Consider the following 16,441-nt stretch of genomic DNA (forward strand, 5'->3'; position numbering starts at 1 on the left):
TGGGCCGGAGCCGGACTCCGGGACTCACCTGCCCCGGACCTGCGCCGGACCGCCGGACCCTGAGGCCCGGCCTGACGCACGGCCTGACCCGCCCCAGGGCCTGACCCGACCCGGGGCCCAGGCCAGGACCTGGGCCGGAGCCGGACTCCGGGACTCACCTGCCCCGGACCTGCGCCGGACCGCCGGACCCTGAGGCCCGGCCTGACGCACGGCCTGACCCGCCCCAGTGCCTCGCCCCACCCGCGGCCCGCCCGATCCTGCGGGCGGGCCCCGGACCTGGCCCCGCCGCTTGCTACGCCTCGAACCCTTCGAAGCCCTCGGGCTCCCCCTCGAAGTCCTCCATGCCACGGCCGGGCGGAGCGTGCGTGCCGACCTCCTTGGTGACCAGCGCGACCGCCTCTTCCACGTCGTCCGTGACGTGGAAGAGCAGCAGGTCGTGCTCGGACGCCTTGCCCTGCGCGACGACCGTGTTGCGCAGCCAGTCGACCAGGCCGCTCCAGTAGGCCGAGCCGAACAGCACGATCGGGAAGCGGGTCACCTTGCGCGTCTGGACGAGGGTGAGCGCCTCGAAGAGCTCGTCCAGGGTGCCCAGCCCGCCGGGAAGCACCACGAAGCCCTGCGCGTACTTCACGAACATCGTCTTGCGGACGAAGAAGTAGCGGAAGTTCACCCCGATGTCGACGTGCGGGTTGAGCCCCTGCTCGAAGGGCAGCTCGATGCCGAGTCCGACCGAGATGCCTCTGGCCTCCCGCGCCCCCTTGTTGGCGGCCTCCATCGCCCCCGGCCCACCGCCCGTGATCACGGCGAATCCGGCCTCGACGAGGGCCCTGCCGAGCCGGACGCCGGTCTCGTACTCGGGGGAACCGGGCGAGGTCCTGGCCGAGCCGAAGACGCTGATGGCGCTGGGAAGTTCCGCGAGCGCGCCGAAGCCCTCCACGAACTCCGACTGGATCCGCATGACCCGCCACGGATCGGTGTGCACCCATTCGGAGTCGCCCTCGGTGTCCAGCAGCCTCTGATCCGTGGTGCCCGGCTGGATCTGGTCCCTGCGGCGCAGCACCGGTCCCAGCCGCTGTTCCTCCGGCCGGCGTGCTTCTTCGGGGTTGGCCATGACCTGCTCCCTCCGCTGCGGTGCTCGTTCCCCGTCAGGGTAGATCCACGGACGTGTCGCGCAACGAAATTCCGGAGGTCAGGCAGTGAGCCAGTCGCGGAGCCTCTCCTCACAGTGCGTGATCTTTTCCACGGCGACGTGCTCGTCCCGCTTGTGCGCGTAGAGCGCGTCACCGGGCCCGTAATTGACCGCGGGCACCCCCAGCGCGCTGAACCGCGACACGTCCGTCCAGCCGAACTTGGGCTGCGCGGTGCCGCCGACCGCCTCCATGAAGGCCGCGGCCGCCGGGTGCGAAAGTCCGGGCAGTGCCCCGCCGGTGTGATCGTCCACGATGAACTCGGCGACCCCGCAGTCCGCGAACACCTCACGTACGTGCGCCTCGGCCTCGGCCATGCTCCGGTCCGGCGCGTACCGGTAGTTGATCACGACCGTGCAGGCGTCGGGGATGACGTTGGTGGCGACGCCGCCCTCGATCCCCACGGCGTTGAGCCCCTCGTGGTACTCCAGTCCGTCGATGACCGGGCGGCGCGGCTCGTACGCGGCGAGCCGGGCCAGGATGGGGGCGGCGGCGTGAATGGCGTTGGACCCCATCCAGCTGCGCGCGGAGTGTGCGCGCTCCCCGGTCAGACGGAGATGGACGCGCAGAGTCCCCTGGCAGCCGCCCTCGACCTGGCCGTCGGACGGCTCCAGCAGTACGGCGAAGTCGCCCTCCAGCCAGTCGGGGTGTGCGTCGGCCACATGCCCGAGTCCGTTGAGGTGTGCGGCGACCTCTTCGTTGTCGTAGAAGACGAACGTGAGGTCCCGGTTGGGCTCGGGGACGGTCGCGGCGATCCGCAGTTGGACGGCGACCCCCGACTTCATGTCCGAGGTGCCGCAGCCCCACAGGATGCCGTTCTCGTCCAGCCGGGAGGGCACGTTGTCGGCGATCGGCACGGTGTCGATGTGACCGGCCAGGATGACCCGCTCGGCGCGCCCCAGCTGCGTGCGGGCGACGACGTTGTTGCCGTACCGGTCGACCGTGAGGTGCGGCAGGGCGCGCAGGGCCTGCTCGATCGCGTCGGCGAGCGGCTTTTCGCTGCCGCTGACGGAAGGAAAGTCGACGAGCCGGGCGGTGAGGGCGGGGCCGTCCTGGCGGAGATCAAGCGCGGTTTCAGGCATGCCTTGACCCTATCCCCGCGGCTGACGCCCCTCGGGGCTCCGCTCCGAAGCCCCGGGGCGGGGGCGCCTGCGGCGGGCTTCTCTCCCCGCCCCGCCCCTTCCCGCGATGTCGATTTGTGGCTCCGTCGCATGGTGGGGGGCAAGCCCCCCACACACACAACCAGCCCCGCCGGCGTTTGAGGCGCGGGGGTTCGGGGGCGGAGCCCCCGTAGCGGGGGCTGGGGCGGAGCCCCAGTTTCGGGAAGGGGCGGGGCGGGGACAAAGCCCGCCGCGGGCGCTCCGCTCCACAGCCCCCGAGGCACCTCGCAACCCCCGGCACACGCTCCAGTACGGTGGGCGCGTGACCGAGACCGCCTCCCCCGTCCGACGCGGCCGCCTCCCGCGGATTGCGGCCGCGTTCGCCGTGCTGCTCGCCCTGGTCGGGTACGTCGTCGTGCAGTACGTGAGCGGAGGCGGCGGCGCCCCGCGGTGCATCGTGCGGTCGGGCGACTCGGGCGACTCGGGCGACGGCACGTCGTACGAGTTCACCCCGGAGCAGGCCTCCAACGCGGCCACCATCTCCGCCGTCGGCACCACCCGCGGAATGCCGGAGCGCGCGGTCACGATCGCCCTCGCGACGGCCCTCCAGGAATCCGCCCTGCGCAACATCGAGTACGGCGACCGGGACTCCCTCGGCCTGTTCCAGCAGCGCCCGTCGCAGGGCTGGGGCACTCCGCAGCAGATCCTCGACCCGGTCTACTCCGCCGGGAAGTTCTACGACGGCCTGGCCGACGTTCCCGGCTACTCGCGGCTGCCGCTCACCGTCGCCGCGCAGCGCGTCCAGCGCAGCGGTTTCCCGCAGGCGTACGCGAAGCACGAGCCGGACGCCGTGCTGCTGTCGGCCGCGCTCACGGGCCGGGCCTCGGCCACGCTGACCTGTACCCCGGGCACGCGGACCGAGCAGCCCGGCGACCTGGCGAAGGTGCGCTCCGAGCTGGTGCGCTCCTTCGGTCCCGAGGTGCTTCCCCCGGCCGGCGGCAGCGGTCGCGCCGGCGCGCCCCGGCCCGGTGATCTGACCCTTCCGGTCAGCGCGTCGCGCCGCGGCTGGGAGCTGGCGCACTGGGCCGTGGCCCAGGCATCGGTGCTGCGCATCGAGGAAGTCTCGTACGACGGCAAGGTGTGGAGCGCCGACGAGGCCGACGAGGGCTGGAGGTCCTCGGAGACGGCCCCGGAGACCGCCTCTGAGGCCGCCCCGGAATCCTCGGCGAACGCGAAGTCCGCCGCCGGCGCGGTCCGGATCCGTATCGCGCAGTAGCCGCCCAGCGGCCCGTACGCAAGCCCCACACCCGGGAAACGCCCTCGAATCCTTATCGAGCATTCGCCCGGAACTTCACCCATCAGCGGTACACCCACATGGCCCCGGCCGCGGTTTCTCCGGCCTCCTCGGGCCTGCTCGCGGCCAGCCCTCAATTCCCTTGCCGCAAAAGGGAAGTGACGGTTCGGCATGCTGTCTGAACGCGCAATGTTCGCCCGTTTTTGTCCCCAGCCGATTATGCGATGCATTGCAAACTCTTTACCTTGGCCCACCGCAACCTTCCCGGGCCCAAGCGCGGTTGTCACTGCGTCCGATCGCCGGACAGGCACCACCAAACGTTCTCTCGTCGAAGGAGCATCATGACCCTCCCCCTGACCCGCCGGATCGCCCGTGCCGCGCTGCTCGTCGCAGCCGGCGCAGCTCCCGTGGTCGGTGCGGCCGGCTCCGCAAACGCCGCGCCCCTGCCGCAGGCCCCGGAGCTGGGCGGCCTGACGCAGACCGACGGCGCCGCGCTCGGCACCACCGCGGACGGTGCCACGAAGCAGGCGACCGACCTCACGAGCGAGGCCGGCGGTCAGCTGGTCGGCACCCTCTCGACCGCGGGCAAGGTCGCCGGCCAGACGGGCAAGACCGCGGTCCCGGCCGCCCAGACGATGGCGGGCCAGGGCGTCGGCACCGCCGGCACGGCCGTGGGCCAGGCCGCGGGCACCGCGACCGAGCAGGGCGCCCTCCCGGGCACCGACGTGGTGGGCGGCGGACTGCCGGGCACCGACGTGGTCGGCGGCGCGCTGGGCGGCGGGGCGCCGACCCTGCCGGCCCTCTAGTAGCCGCCGGTCACCGCCGCACCGTACGCGGAAGGGCCCTCGGGAGCACACGCTCCCCGAGGGCCCTTCCGCATGTTCGCGGGGCGGCGCCCTGCAGGCCTCAAGACCTCGCGGTCACAGCCGCACAGGCTCACGCCTCCGCGCCTCAGCCCAAGCGCTTGACCGCCGCCTCGACCCGCTCGTCCGTCGCCGTGAAGGCGACCCGTACGAACCGCTCGCCCGCCGCCCCGTAGAAGTCGCCGGGCGCGACGAGGATCCCCAGCTCCGCCAGGTGCGCGACGGTGTCCCAGCAGGGCTCGTCGCGCGTCGCCCACAGGTAGAGGCTCGCCTCGCTGTGCTCGATCCGGAAGCCGTGCTTCAGCAGCGCCTCGCGCAGCGCGTCCCGCCGCGCCGCGTACCGCGCCCGCTGCTCCGCCACGTGCGTGTCGTCACCGAGCGCGGCGACCGTGGCCGCCTGCACCGGCGCGGGCGTCATCATTCCGCCGTGCTTGCGGATCTGGAGCAGCTCGCCCAGCACGGCCGGGTCGCCCGCCACGAAGGCGGCGCGGTAGCCGGCGAGGTTGGAGCGCTTGGACAGCGAGTGGACGGAGACGATGCCCTCGTACGTGCCCCCGCAGACGTCCGGGTGGAGTACGGAGACCGGCTCGGCCTCCCAGCCCAGCTCCAGGTAGCACTCGTCACTGAAGACCAGCACCCCGTGCTCGCGCGCCCACGCCACGATCCGTACGAGCTCGTCCTTGGCGAGAACACGCCCCGTCGGGTTGGACGGCGAGTTCAGCCAGAGGAGCTTCAGCCCGGCGGGGTCGAGCTCGGTGGGGTCGTCGTAGACGACGGGCGTGGCACCGCAGAGCCGCGCGCCGACCTCGTAGGTCGGATACGCCAGCCTCGGGTACGCGACCACGTCTTTAGATGTCGCAGTGCCGGCGCCCAGGCCGAGCTGGGTCGGCAGCCAGGCGACCAGTTCCTTGGACCCCACCACCGGCAGGACGTTCGTGTGGCCGAACGACACAGCTCCGAGCCGCCGCTCGCACCAGCCCACGAGCGCGTCACGCAGTGCGGCCGTACCCCACACCGTCGGGTACCCAGGAGAGTCCGCGGCCGCGACGAGGGCCTGCTGGATCAGTGCCGGGACCGGGTCGACGGGCGTGCCGACGGAGAGGTCCACGATGCCGTCCGGATGGGCCGCGGCGGTCGCTTTGTACGGCTCCAGCTTGTCCCAGGGGAACACGGGGAGGCGGGACGAAACAGCGGACACTGTGCTCACTTTCTCGTACGTACGGCGGCCGTACGGCGGCGCGGGGTGCTGCGGGCCGCGCAAGGCTGCGCAAATGGCTCGGCCCCGTACGGCGGACGAACCGTACGGGGGCCGAGGGCGCGCTGTCGTCAGCCGTTCTGCGGCGGCAGCGCGGCGATGAAGGGGTGGTCGCGCTCGATCAGGCCCAGCTTGGAGGCGCCACCCGGCGAACCGAGCTCGTCGAAGAACTCGACGTTCGCCTTGTAGTAGTCCTTCCACTCCTCGGGAGTGTCGTCCTCGTAGAAGATCGCCTCGACCGGGCATACCGGCTCACAGGCACCACAGTCGACGCATTCGTCCGGGTGGATGTACAAGGACCGGGAGCCCTCGTAGATGCAGTCGACGGGGCACTCCTCGATGCACGCCTTGTCCTTGACGTCGACACAAGGCTGCGCGATGACGTAGGTCACGCTGTCGTTCCTCCTCGGTAGGGCGCGGCGTCCGATCTGCGGCTCGCCGCGGGGCTGCGCGGGAGCGCGGCGTCGTCGATGCCCGCACCTAGTATCTCCGTTCCTGGGGATGATCCGAACAGGAGGGGAGGAACGAACTGTGGAATTCGCCGCAGGCGGACGTATGGAGGTCCGCATCACCCCTGCTGACGTGGGGAAACGTGTTTCGGTACGGCGGCTCGCCGGGCCTGGCTCCCATGGTCAGAAGTTCACCGACACGGTCGGGGTTCTCACATCATGGGACGAAGGTGTGCTACTGATCACACGCAGAACGGGCGAAACTGTCCACATTCCGGAATCGTCGCTGGTCTCGGGCAAGATCGTGCCGAACGCCCCGGCCCGCAGGCGGGGGCTCCCGGCGGCCGGCTTCGAGGAGCTCGCGCGCGTCTCGGCGCGGGCCTGGCAGCCGGTGGAGAGCGAGCGGCTCGGCGACTGGGAGCTGCGTGCCGCGTCCGGGTTCACCCGGCGGGCGAATTCGGTGCTGCCGCTCGGCGACCCCGGGGTGCCCCTGGACGACGCGCTGACGCGGGTACGGGGCTGGTACGCGGCCCGGGGCCTTCCGCCGTACATCCAGACCGCCACGGGCGCGGAGGGCACGCAGGAGCGGCTCTGCGCGGAGCTGGAGGAGCGGGGCTGGGCGCGCGAGGTGACGGCGGAGCTGCGGATCGGCGGCCTGGCGCCCATCGGGGACCTGGACGCGGATGTCTCGCGCGTACGGCTGGCCCGCTCGGTCGACGAGGCGTGGCTACAGCGCTACCAGCGGTTCGGTGTGCCGGGCCCCCATGTGCTGAAGGTACTGGGCAGCGGTCCGTCGGTGTGGTTCGCGACCATACCGGGCGAGGGTGAGATCCCCGCGGCGATCGGGCGGTGTGTGGTGGACGGCCGCTGGGCGGGCTTCATGGCGGTCGAGGTCGACCCTTCGTACCGCCGGCAGGGACTGGCCACGGCCGTGATGGCGTCGCTCGCCCGCCGGGCCCTGGAGGAGGGCGCGTCGGCGTCCTGGCTCCAGGTCGAGGCGGACAACGACGGGGCGCGGGCGCTGTACGAGGGGATGGGTTTCGCGACCCATCACCTCTACCACCATTTCCGCTACTCCCGATCTTCCTGAGCGGGTACGAGACGCATATGCAGCCGCAACATCCGGAAGCCGCCGGCCGCCGGCACCGCTTCGCCGAGGAGGCCCGCTCCGAGCGGCCCGACCTCGCGACGCTGTGCCTCCTGGTCGGCGCGGAGGCGGACCCGGCGCTGGACGAGCACGGCCTCGACGCCGCCCAGATCGAGCTGGACCGGCTGGCGGGCCTGCTGCCGTACGGCGCCGCCGGTCCGGAGACGTGGGCGCGCGCCCTGGCGGACGTACTCGGCGGACGCTGCGGCTTCCACGGCACCCCCGGCGACTACCAGCGCCTGGAGTCGTCCCTGCTGCACGAGGTCCTGCGGCGCCGCCGGGGCCTGCCCATCCTGCTCTCCGTCGTCTGGATCGAGGTCGCCCGCCGCGCCGGCGCCCCGGTCTACGGCGTCGCCCTCCCCGGCCACTTCGTCGTCGGCTTCGGCGACCCCCACGCCCCCGGCGGCCCGGTCCTCGCCGACCCTTTCGCGGGCGGCCGCCTCCTGACGGGCACGGACGCCGAACTCCTCGTCGCGGGCGCGACCGGCGAGGCCCTCCACCCGTCGATGCTGGTCCCGGCCACCCCGCTGGAGATCGTCCTGCGCATCCTCAACAACATCCGCGCCTGGGCAGCCGCCCGCCCCGAACGCACGGACGTCGCCCTGTGGGCCGTCGACCTCTCCCTCCTCCTCCCCGCCCACCCGGCCCGCCTCCGCTTCGAGCGCGCGCAACTCCTGGTCCAGCGGGGCGATTTCCTGACGGGGGCGGCGGAGATGGACGCGTACGCGGATGTCGTCTCGGCGGTCGAACCAGCGGTGGCGGCGACGATACGGCGGCGGGCGCATGCGGCGCGCTCGATGCTGAACTGACGCCGGAGGGCAACTCAGGCGGACGCGGCGCGGTCACGCCGGCGTCACGTCGCGGTGACGCCGTCAGAAGTAGCGTCTGCTTCGGAAGCCGTCACAGCTTCGCGGGGATGACGGCACCCCGATATGGGGCCGCACAACGGGAGGGGGTTGGGCTCCCGAAAGGATGGCCATGTCCCGCAATCGCCTTTTCGCTGCGCTCGGAGCGGCACCGCTCCTCGCCGCCCTCTCGGTCTCACCGACGGCCGCGGCACAGGTGGTGAGTACCCCGGAAGAAGTGACTGCCCCGGAGGCCGCTCCTCCCTGCCGAAACCTGGTGATCCCGCCCAAGACTCCCTACTACAGAGGCTGCAAGGACGGGTTCATCGAGGGGGCGGCAGCCGGCCGCAAACATGGCAGCCCCCCTGTCTGCCAAAGGCTCCCGGCGCCACTGAAACCGCCGAAGCAGGATGAATACGTGCGCGGCAGAGTAGAGGGCTACAAAAACGGCTACAACAGCACGTACGACGAGACGTACAAGAAGAACTGCGTCAAGCAGCCGGATGCCCCAGTACCGCCGCCGAAACAAACGCAGGATGACGTATATCGCAACGCTTACACGAACGGGAAAGTCACCGGCAGTGTCTGGGGCCGCGATGACGCCATGAAGAACTGCACACGAACCAACGCGGATGCGACACTCCCAGGCAGGACGGATGTGATCGCCATCGGCTGGAACAACGGGTACCGCGACGGTTACAACACCGCGTACGACGAGGCTTACGGCAAGCACTGCCTGAACAAGCAGACCTCCTAGATCGACGTCGGCCGGCAATGGGATTCGAAGGGATGACCATGTTCCGCATTCGCTGCTTCGCCGCGCTGGGAGCGGCACCGCTCCTCGCCCTGCTCCCGGTCTCACCTGCTGCGGCCTACCACGTTGTCAGCACCCAGGAAGCACTTCCCGCCGGAGAAACCTGCCACCTCCTGGGGCTCCCCCCGAGGAGCGAGTACCAAAAGGGCTGTCGCGCCGGCTACTTCCAGGGCCTGAAAGCCGGTTCGAAGAACGGCAGCCCGCCCATCTGCCAAAAGCTCCCGCCTCCGCTGAAGCCGGTCAAGCCCAACGAATACGAACGAGGCCTGGCAGTGGGCTACAAGGTCGGCTATGACGAGTCCTTCCCGAAGGCGTTCAAGGCGAACTGCACCAAGAAGCCGCAGGATCCGCCTCCGCCACCTCCCGCGCAGCAACAGACCCCTGAAAGCATGTTCAAAGCAGGTCAAGAGGCCGGCACCAACTGGGGAAAGGAGGATGCCAAAACCTGCAAACGAGAGCACGCGGAGCTGAAGCCCCCGCCGCAGCCGAACGTACTCATCGACTCGTATCAGCGTGGTTACCGCATCGGCTACGACACCGCGTACGACGAGGCTTTCCGTACAAGCTGCCCGGGGGGCAAGCCGAACCAGTAGGAGGCGGTCGAGCGCCCGACGGCACGGACGGTGCCGGGAACCGCGCGTACCGCGAGGTCCCGGACAACCGCACCGGGTCTACGCGATGGCGTAGACGGTCTTGCAGTCGTATTCCGAGCCGTTGTCGGTCTGGCAGGACTTGAGCATGACGCTCGTTCCCTCGGCGTAGTCGAGGTCCCAGGTGTAGCTGGTGTTGGCCCCACTCGTGAGCGGGAATCGGTTCCCCTCGACGTACGCGACGACGCCTTCGCCGTTGGCCTCGTAGTCGGACAGGGTCAGCGTCTCGTCGTACGCGTTGAAGTAGGCGTAGTCGACGTTCATGCCGGCGGCATTCTGATGACGTATCAAGCAGGACCGGCCCCCGGGGTCGGTCGTGTCGCCGGTGTCCCAGCACTCGTAGGTCAGGGCGTAGGCGCTGCCGTGCGTCGTGGCGATGGGGCCTGCCGCGATGGCGCCGACGAGCGCCATCCGTCCGAGTCCGCGCTTCCTCTTCATGCGTCACCTTCAAGGTGTGTTGAGCAGATTTGCGAATGGGTCATTCCATGGCCCCAACCGAGGTGATCAGCTCTCCGCCTCCAGGCGATCGCATGGCAATCACGGACACCTCGCTTCTGTCCGGCCCCCGCTCCGGACGCGCCCAACTCCCGGTTCAACGTGGAGATTTACTGGCCAGAGCGGCAACGAACTCCAACGCGGGCTCGGGCCTGCCGACGCGAACGGTTCCGCTCTTCCTTCCGGTCCGGGAATCAGCAGCTTTCAGGCGAGGAGCTCGACCTCGGCGAGGACTTCCGAGTAGGCGTCAGTCGGAACCTGGTCCATCACTGCCTTGACGTCGTCCGGTCGATGCCGAGTTCAGCCCGCAGCACTCGCATGACTGTGGCGCCTTCCGCAGGTGGGCCACCAGGCCCCGCAGCTGCAAGGAGTGGCCTGGCGGTGCCGCCACATGCATGGTGAAGTCCGGCACTGGGACCAGCAAGATCTGCAACTTCGACCTTCCGGACAATGAGAAGGTCGAGATCTGGCTTCGTGTCAGGGGCCACGACCTCAGCATCGGCGGTGCAATCAACTACGTGCAGAAGTCCTTCTACATCTACGCCTGACATCGCGTACCGGTCTGGCTGCCCAGGCGCACGAGCCTGCGGCAGCCAGGCAGACGCGTGGCTTGCTGGAGCATCGACCGTGGCCGGCCGTACGGCGACCCGCCCTGTCCGAGAGAACTGCGCTGGTACAGGCCCGCGGCGACATCCTGACCAACCGAAACGCCTGCGTCATCGGCGATCCGGGGCGCAGCGGCCGCCGCACATCGACGTCATTTGGCGGACCATTTAGGCTGTGCCAGCAGGTGGCTGATCAGATTCGTGGTCGCCTGCCGGATCCGCGAGTTCACATGGTCCGGGTCATCCAAAGCAAGTGCCCAGTGGAAGGTGCCCGCTACGAAGACCATGCCCCCACTGGGGAACTCGGTCAGCGCGGTGTGCTGAACCTTCGTGGTCTTGGCTGATCGCCGATCGTGGTACGGCGACTCGGTCAGTAGGGTGCGTCGGGCACCGGGCGGACCGGGGGCCGACGGGTCGAAGCCATCCGCTTCTCCGCCGACCATCCGCGGCAGCTTGTCACCCCAACGGAGCCCGGTTCCCGCCCACAGCCAGTGACCGCTGTCCCTGACGACCATCGGTGCGGGCTTGCGCACGATGCCGTTGAACTGGATGCCGAGCAGACGCTGCTCGGCGTACCGGCCGTCAGGGCTGATGTCCCGCCAGCGGGAGGTGCGCCCCAACGAGGCGCCCGCAGGGTCGTGGGCCGATTTATAGCAGGCCATGACCCGATTTGCCCGGCCGTCGTCGGACCGTTCCATCCGGACCTGGAAGTAGACGTTGTTCGATGCGAGGAACGCAAGATGCTTGCCGGCCCCGACGGCCTGCTCGGCGGCATCGCGCATCGGCTTGGACCAGTATTCGTCATGGCCCGGAAAGAAGATTGCGCGGTGATTGGCCGTGTCCACCGTACCGTCATGCAGATCGATACTGCTGGCATAGGTTACGTCATGTCCGGCCCGCTCGGCCCAGCGGATGAAGCTCGTATCCATCGAGAACCAGGTCGGAACTCCGGCGCCCGGATACGGCCGATCGAAGGAAACCTTGTACGCCCGCTCGTCGGCGCCGCCGAGCTTTCCGTGGTCCTGGTATCCCCGGTAGAGGTTTCTTCCGGTGCGGCCGTCCTCGGGCCACATGTTGTATGCCTGGTACGTGGCGAAGGGAAGCACCACCAGGATGTCCGAGGCCCGCTCGGGCGCCCGTACCACGAATGGCGTGCTACTGCGATATCCGTCATCGGCGGTGAACACGGCCTGGTAGAGCCCGGACATCCAGCCCTCGGGGATGCGCAGCCTCCACGAGACGGGCCAGGCACAGGCTATGGTCCCGGTAACCGGATCGAACCTGGGCATGAGGTGGTTCCCGCCCTGGAGTCTCCCACTGGTCGCGTACAGCCGGGCACCCCTACCGGCGTAGTCACCTATTCGGAATACGGCGATCCTGAAATTCTGCGGAGAGTGTACGGACACATGGAAGTCGACAATGCCGCCGTGTCCCACCGACGTGGCGGACGCATACCCCATGATGTCGCCCCGCCGGTCACTGGAAGCCATAGGGATGTCAGAGCGGGATATCCAACCCTTGGACCCTTCCCGGCGGTTCTCCTCGGCTATGGAGCGCGAAGGGGCCAGCACGACCGGCTCGACAGGGCGGGGGAGAGCACGGGAGGCCTCGACCTCCTTCCCACCAGGTGCCGGACGGCCACGGAAGGCCTGTGCCGCCATTCCAACTGTTCCAGCTCCGATCAGCCCCAGCACTGCACGGCGTGGCGGCTTCGTCCTCCTACCTCCAGAGAGTTCACAATCGCCAGCTCCCATTACCCCACCTTGATTGAGTCCACGGCACCCGCGCTCCAATTTCCTCTCGGCACGAAACTTACGGGCGATCGTGAACTGAGGCCACTGGATGCCCCTGTCGCCTCGACATGGTGAAGGCTGCCGCCCCTACGCCGCACCTCTGTCCACCGGCGGCCGACGCGCGAAGAATCAAAACGGCTCGGACCGGAGTACACAGCCTGATCCGGGTGATACCGGGGAGGGCTGGAGCAGCTTCGACAAAGCCAGGACGCATCCCTTGCCGCCGCATGGGGCAGGTCCGGCAAGCGTGATGGAGAGGAGTAGGTGACGACTCGGCGTTCACGTCTCTTAAGCGAGTCACCGGGATCGAACCTGGCGGATGCCGATAAGGGCCGGAAGCAGTCCTCATCTCAGCCACCCTTTCGGGTGATCTGGAGAACTCCTGGGACGGTATATGGAAGGCGCCTTGGGAGGGTGCGAGGAATTTCTCCGGCGTAGAGGTGTCCCGCAAATGATCTCCGACAATCCAAGAGTTCGCTCTGGCCGCGCTCGCGGAGGCGAGGGATGACGAGTCCGGTGCCGGGGTAGCCGCCGTCGGCGATCGTGAGCATGCTTCCGCTGGCGGCCTTGGCGCCGGATTCCTCCCATGTCTCGCAGTCGTTGCGGTTCCCGGCGTGCGGCCGACCGACCACGACGACCAGGCAGGTATCGGCGTCGATGACGACCTGCTTGGTTGGTGCAGTGACGGCAGTTCTTCGACCGCTCGGCGACGGTGTGGTCGCGCGTGGGGACCGGATGCTGTCCACGGTGAGCACGGTGTCCTTGGCGAACCGCTTGCGGGACCGGCGAGCGAGCATTGGCCCGCGGTGGTCGATGATCCGGTCCGCCGCCGACCTGGATACCCCGAACAGCGGGGTGAGCTGGCGCATGGTCAGGTTCGACCTCACGGTCGGGCTCATCCTGCTGTTCGTCCTGCTGGGCAAGCGCCTGAAGGAGACCGCGGCGGGCGGGGCGGCGGAGGTGGAGCGGGGGCCCGAGAGCTCGCCCCTTTCCGCTGGACGACGGCGACGGCGACGGCCAGAGGACCGTGACGGTGTTTCCCGCGAGGCGGGCTACTGTGCCCGTACGTTGAGCGTGCTGAGGTTGTTGCCCTGGTTCTTGTCGGCCGCACCACCGCTCACGCCGATCGAGGTGTGGACGGCACCGATGCCTGGCTTCGCCACCTTCACCAGAACCGGGATCTTGCCGCTCTCGCCCTGCTTGAGGCTGCCGCCCGTGCAGCGGAAGCCACCGGTCGCCCCGCCCGAGGCCGCAGTGGCCGTGCAGGTGAAACCGTTGAAGGTCGTGTTCTCGGGCAGTTTTCTGATCACCAGCGGGCCCGAGACGGCGGCCGTGATCACGGCTTTGCCGTCGATCGCGGGGCCCTTGTTGGAGTAGTAGACCCAGTAGTTCCGGGTCCAGCCCACCATCAGGTCCTCGTCGCCCTCGATCCGGTCCAGAGCAAGGTCCGTGGCGGGCTTCGCCGGATCTGCACAGACGCTGTTGGAGGGGCCGGTGAACTTCCCCGCGTCGACGCCTGTCGCGCTTTCGATCTTCGCCAGGCCCTCGACGGTCGCGCAGTACGCGACACCGGGCTTGACGGTACCGCTGTATGTGCGGGTGACGACCCGGCCGACGCCCGGCACGGGCGTGGTGGGCTGGAGGTTCCCCTTGACCTCGACGTCCGGGTTGTCGCGTTCCCGCAGAACGGCGAAGTACACCTGCTCGGCATCGGAGTTGTCCTGGAAGGTGAGGTACGCGGTCGGCGGGTCCAGCCGCAGGTTCTGCAGTCGGGGCGGGGCGACGATTTCGCCGCCGGCGGCCGGCGTGGCCAGTCCCGCCGTCAGGCCGCAGGCCGTCGCGGCGCCGATGAACAGCTGGCCGATCCTTCTCCGCCGGAGACGCTGGATACCAGGGCGCATGACTGTTCCTCCTCCTTGTGACGGGGCCGGAGTCCAGCGTGCCCGGTGGAGCGTGACGGAGGCGTGACGGAGGCGTGACGCGCGGCCGTGGGAGGCCCCGAGGATTGCCGTGACATCACGGTCACGCTCCCGTCACGCCCCTGCTGCCACCCTGGTTCTGGTTCGTCTGGGCCTGTGCACCCTGTTCCGCCACGAAAGGACGACAAATGAACCGGCAGCAGCGCCTCGCGCTCCTCAGCCCGCTCCTCGTCTCCTCCGTCGCCCTCGCGCCTGCGGTCGCCGCGCACGGGGCAAGCACGCAGGCGCCGACGTCGACCTCTGCCGCGCCTTCCGCCGTCTGCAAACTGGAGGCAACAGCGGCGGCAGACAAATTCGACATCGTCCTGTCCGACTTCCCTGACGGCAAGCCACTCGCGATATTCGACTCCAAGGGCAAACTCGTCGCCAAGGGTAACGCGGATGGCAACGGCAAGTTCGACGAGGAAGGCCAGCCTCGCGGCAACTACAGCGTCAAGTTCGACAAGCAGGGAAAGAAGTTCAAGAAGTCCGTAGGATGCACCAAGTCACCCGTGAAGCCGGCTGACAAGGTGGCTGAGGTGACGAGCGTCAGGATCTTGTCGATCGAGCCGACGACACCAGAAATCACGTGCACTCCTCCGGCGACAATCACCGTGAAGGCGGAGATCAAGACCGCGAGTCCGGGGAAGGTGAAGTACCGCTGGGACTTCGACGACGAGGGAAGGTCCGGCCCAAAGACCGAGACGTTCGAAGCGGCGGGGGCAAAGACCGTCAGCGTGAACTACCCGACTGATGCCCAACCGGCAGGTAGCGGCCTTTCCGTGGACGTCCAGGCCGAGATCATCGACGACGGGCAGAGTTCGCAGAAGAAATTCTTCGACTACAAGTGCAAGTAGCCGTACCGAGACGACGGCGTCGCCACGCGGCCCCCGGCCACGCACGGCCGGGGGCCCTCTCCGTCCCCGGTCGACAGGTCCAGGCGGGTGACGGAGCATGAAGTGAAGGGGACACCTCATGCTCTCTCCCCCTGATCGTTCCCACCGGATGAAATGACGGAGGGCCATGCATGGCTCACACAGTCAGGGGTGGCCGCGACCCCGCCGACCGTCACTCGCGGCAGGGCGCCCCTCGTGACCAGAGATCTCGGCCCCCGATCAACGGGGCGGGAAACTGCGTGAGCATCGCGGTCCTCGGCGGCTTCGAGCTGTGTATCGACAATGAACCCGTGGGGATTCCACTGAGTTCGGAGCGGGTGCTGGCATTCATCGCTCTGAACAGCCGCGCGGCCGTTCCCCGGGCCCTCATCGCAGGTACCCTCTGGCCGGACGCACCCGCGAGCTGTGCCCACGCGAACCTCAGATCCGCCCTGTCCCGGCTCCGCGACACGGGCAAACAGGCCCTCGACATCGGGGCGTCCGAAGTGCGCCTCGCACGCGATGCCGTCATCGACTTCCAGCACGCCCGCTCGCTCGCCCAGCACATTCTGGATGCCACACAGCACGGGGAGCTGGAGGACCTGGTCGACCCCGGCATCGGCACCATCGACGCTCTCGCCGCCGACCTGCTGCCCGGGTGGTACGACGACTGGGCGCAACTGGAGGCGGAGCGCTGGCGGCAGCTGCGGCTGCACGCCCTGGAGACCCTGTCGGAGACGTTCACCGCGGCCGGCCGCTATGCCGAGGCCGTGGCGGCGGCCCGTACGGCCGTCCACGCAGATCCGCTGCGCGAGAGCAGTTGGGTATGCCTGGTCCGCGCGCACGTCGCGGAAGGCAACCCGTCCGAGGCCCTGCACGACTTCGGTGACTACGTGCAGCGTCTCGGCTCGGAGCTGGGGCTCTATCCCACGGCCCGGCTGTGCGCGCTGGTCGCGGAGGTGTACGCGGCCGCATCGCACTGAGGCCGCGCCCGCGATGCCGGAGCCGGGTTCGCGTCTGAACCGGGCGCCGATCGCACCAGGACAGAGCCCGAAGTCGCCGCCGTCACGATCTCGTCACGCCCTGGCAGCCACACTGGCTTCCACCCTCA

The 16,441-nt window shown here is 69.2% G+C and carries 16 protein-coding genes and 1 pseudogene; 9 read left to right on the forward strand and 8 right to left on the reverse strand.

What is annotated here, in order from left to right; all coding sequences use genetic code 11:
- Positions 1 to 292: 292 nt before the first annotated feature.
- Positions 293 to 1,111 carry an LOG family protein gene (locus ABT342_RS00445; protein ID WP_351564753.1) on the reverse strand — a complete coding sequence of 273 codons (819 nt, stop codon included), beginning with the start codon at positions 1,109 to 1,111 and terminating at the stop codon, positions 293 to 295.
- 78 nt (positions 1,112 to 1,189) lie between these two features.
- The gene (gene dapE / locus ABT342_RS00450; protein ID WP_351564756.1) at positions 1,190 to 2,269 is read right to left on the reverse strand and encodes a succinyl-diaminopimelate desuccinylase; all 1,080 of its coding nucleotides are present in this window, start codon (positions 2,267 to 2,269) and stop codon (positions 1,190 to 1,192) included.
- 340 nt (positions 2,270 to 2,609) lie between these two features.
- On the opposite strand from dapE, the gene ABT342_RS00455 reads away from it, so the two are divergent.
- Together ABT342_RS00455 and ABT342_RS00460 are read left to right on the forward strand one after the other, a co-directional pair.
- Entirely contained in the window at positions 2,610 to 3,563 is a 954-nt protein-coding gene (locus ABT342_RS00455; RefSeq protein ID WP_351564759.1) for a VldE C-terminal domain-containing protein, read from the forward strand.
- Positions 3,564 to 3,922: 359 nt separating this feature from the next.
- Positions 3,923 to 4,387, forward strand: coding sequence for an ATP-binding protein (locus ABT342_RS00460; protein WP_351564762.1), 465 nt, complete (start codon positions 3,923 to 3,925; stop codon positions 4,385 to 4,387).
- 145 nt (positions 4,388 to 4,532) lie between these two features.
- On the opposite strand, the gene ABT342_RS00465 is transcribed toward ABT342_RS00460, so the two are convergent.
- A complete protein-coding gene (locus ABT342_RS00465; RefSeq protein WP_351566268.1) occupies positions 4,533 to 5,642 on the reverse strand; it encodes a bifunctional succinyldiaminopimelate transaminase/glutamate-prephenate aminotransferase in 1,110 nt (369 codons plus the stop codon).
- 128 nt (positions 5,643 to 5,770) lie between these two features.
- Positions 5,771 to 6,091, reverse strand: coding sequence for a ferredoxin (gene fdxA / locus ABT342_RS00470; protein WP_003985062.1), 321 nt, complete (start codon positions 6,089 to 6,091; stop codon positions 5,771 to 5,773).
- 139 nt (positions 6,092 to 6,230) lie between these two features.
- On the opposite strand from fdxA, the gene ABT342_RS00475 reads away from it, so the two are divergent.
- The 4 genes from ABT342_RS00475 (at position 6,231) to ABT342_RS00490 (ending at position 9,547) form a co-directional block, all read left to right on the forward strand.
- Complete coding sequence (locus ABT342_RS00475; RefSeq protein WP_351564766.1) at positions 6,231 to 7,238, forward strand: GNAT family N-acetyltransferase; 1,008 nt, start codon at positions 6,231 to 6,233, stop codon at positions 7,236 to 7,238.
- A gap of 17 nt (positions 7,239 to 7,255) precedes the next feature.
- On the forward strand, positions 7,256 to 8,104 hold the full coding sequence (locus ABT342_RS00480; RefSeq protein ID WP_351564769.1) for a transglutaminase family protein: 849 nt from the start codon (positions 7,256 to 7,258) through the stop codon (positions 8,102 to 8,104).
- Positions 8,105 to 8,273: 169 nt separating this feature from the next.
- Positions 8,274 to 8,897, forward strand: a complete 624-nt coding sequence (locus ABT342_RS00485; RefSeq protein ID WP_351564770.1) for a hypothetical protein — start codon at positions 8,274 to 8,276, stop codon at positions 8,895 to 8,897.
- 32 nt (positions 8,898 to 8,929) lie between these two features.
- On the forward strand, positions 8,930 to 9,547 hold the full coding sequence (locus ABT342_RS00490; protein ID WP_351564772.1) for a hypothetical protein: 618 nt from the start codon (positions 8,930 to 8,932) through the stop codon (positions 9,545 to 9,547).
- A 78-nt stretch (positions 9,548 to 9,625) separates the two neighbouring features.
- On the opposite strand, the gene ABT342_RS00495 is transcribed toward ABT342_RS00490, so the two are convergent.
- On the reverse strand, positions 9,626 to 10,042 hold the full coding sequence (locus tag ABT342_RS00495) for a hypothetical protein (protein WP_351564774.1): 417 nt from the start codon (positions 10,040 to 10,042) through the stop codon (positions 9,626 to 9,628).
- 455 nt (positions 10,043 to 10,497) lie between these two features.
- Here ABT342_RS00495 and ABT342_RS00500 point away from each other — a divergent pair, with 455 nt between their 5' ends.
- Positions 10,498 to 10,647, forward strand: coding sequence for a hypothetical protein (locus ABT342_RS00500; protein WP_351564777.1), 150 nt, complete (start codon positions 10,498 to 10,500; stop codon positions 10,645 to 10,647).
- 209 nt (positions 10,648 to 10,856) lie between these two features.
- On the opposite strand, the gene ABT342_RS00505 is transcribed toward ABT342_RS00500, so the two are convergent.
- The 3 genes and pseudogenes from ABT342_RS00505 to ABT342_RS00515 all read right to left on the reverse strand — a co-directional run bounded on the left by ABT342_RS00505 (position 10,857) and on the right by ABT342_RS00515 (position 14,398).
- Entirely contained in the window at positions 10,857 to 12,275 is a 1,419-nt protein-coding gene (locus tag ABT342_RS00505; protein WP_502965443.1) for a N,N-dimethylformamidase beta subunit family domain-containing protein, read from the reverse strand.
- Between the two features lie 686 nt (positions 12,276 to 12,961).
- Positions 12,962 to 13,381: pseudogene (locus ABT342_RS00510) on the reverse strand (transposase); the annotation flags it as partial.
- Positions 13,382 to 13,549: 168 nt separating this feature from the next.
- On the reverse strand, positions 13,550 to 14,398 hold the full coding sequence (locus ABT342_RS00515; protein ID WP_351564783.1) for a hypothetical protein: 849 nt from the start codon (positions 14,396 to 14,398) through the stop codon (positions 13,550 to 13,552).
- Between the two features lie 206 nt (positions 14,399 to 14,604).
- On the opposite strand from ABT342_RS00515, the gene ABT342_RS00520 reads away from it, so the two are divergent.
- Positions 14,605 to 15,312 (forward strand): T9SS type A sorting domain-containing protein, encoded by a 708-nt coding sequence (locus ABT342_RS00520; protein ID WP_351564786.1) that lies wholly within the window; start codon positions 14,605 to 14,607, stop codon positions 15,310 to 15,312.
- Between the two features lie 278 nt (positions 15,313 to 15,590).
- Positions 15,591 to 16,313, forward strand: a complete 723-nt coding sequence (locus ABT342_RS00525) for an AfsR/SARP family transcriptional regulator (RefSeq protein ID WP_351564789.1) — start codon at positions 15,591 to 15,593, stop codon at positions 16,311 to 16,313.
- Positions 16,314 to 16,441: the final 128 nt, after the last annotated feature.

This window comes from Streptomyces sp. NPDC000410, from assembly GCF_040300305.1.
Taxonomy (GTDB): domain Bacteria; phylum Actinomycetota; class Actinomycetes; order Streptomycetales; family Streptomycetaceae; genus Streptomyces.

Coding starts and splice junctions, on each gene's coding strand:
- dapE (WP_351564756.1), bottom strand. CDS start 2,269: ATGCCTGAAACCGCGCTTGATCTCCGCCAGGACGGCCCCGCCCTCACC.
- ABT342_RS00490 (WP_351564772.1), top strand. CDS start 8,930: ATGACCATGTTCCGCATTCGCTGCTTCGCCGCGCTGGGAGCGGCACCG.
- ABT342_RS00520 (WP_351564786.1), top strand. CDS start 14,605: ATGAACCGGCAGCAGCGCCTCGCGCTCCTCAGCCCGCTCCTCGTCTCC.
- ABT342_RS00480 (WP_351564769.1), top strand. CDS start 7,256: ATGCAGCCGCAACATCCGGAAGCCGCCGGCCGCCGGCACCGCTTCGCC.
- ABT342_RS00445 (WP_351564753.1), bottom strand. CDS start 1,111: ATGGCCAACCCCGAAGAAGCACGCCGGCCGGAGGAACAGCGGCTGGGA.
- ABT342_RS00485 (WP_351564770.1), top strand. CDS start 8,274: ATGTCCCGCAATCGCCTTTTCGCTGCGCTCGGAGCGGCACCGCTCCTC.
- ABT342_RS00495 (WP_351564774.1), bottom strand. CDS start 10,042: ATGAAGAGGAAGCGCGGACTCGGACGGATGGCGCTCGTCGGCGCCATC.
- ABT342_RS00460 (WP_351564762.1), top strand. CDS start 3,923: ATGACCCTCCCCCTGACCCGCCGGATCGCCCGTGCCGCGCTGCTCGTC.
- ABT342_RS00515 (WP_351564783.1), bottom strand. CDS start 14,398: ATGCGCCCTGGTATCCAGCGTCTCCGGCGGAGAAGGATCGGCCAGCTG.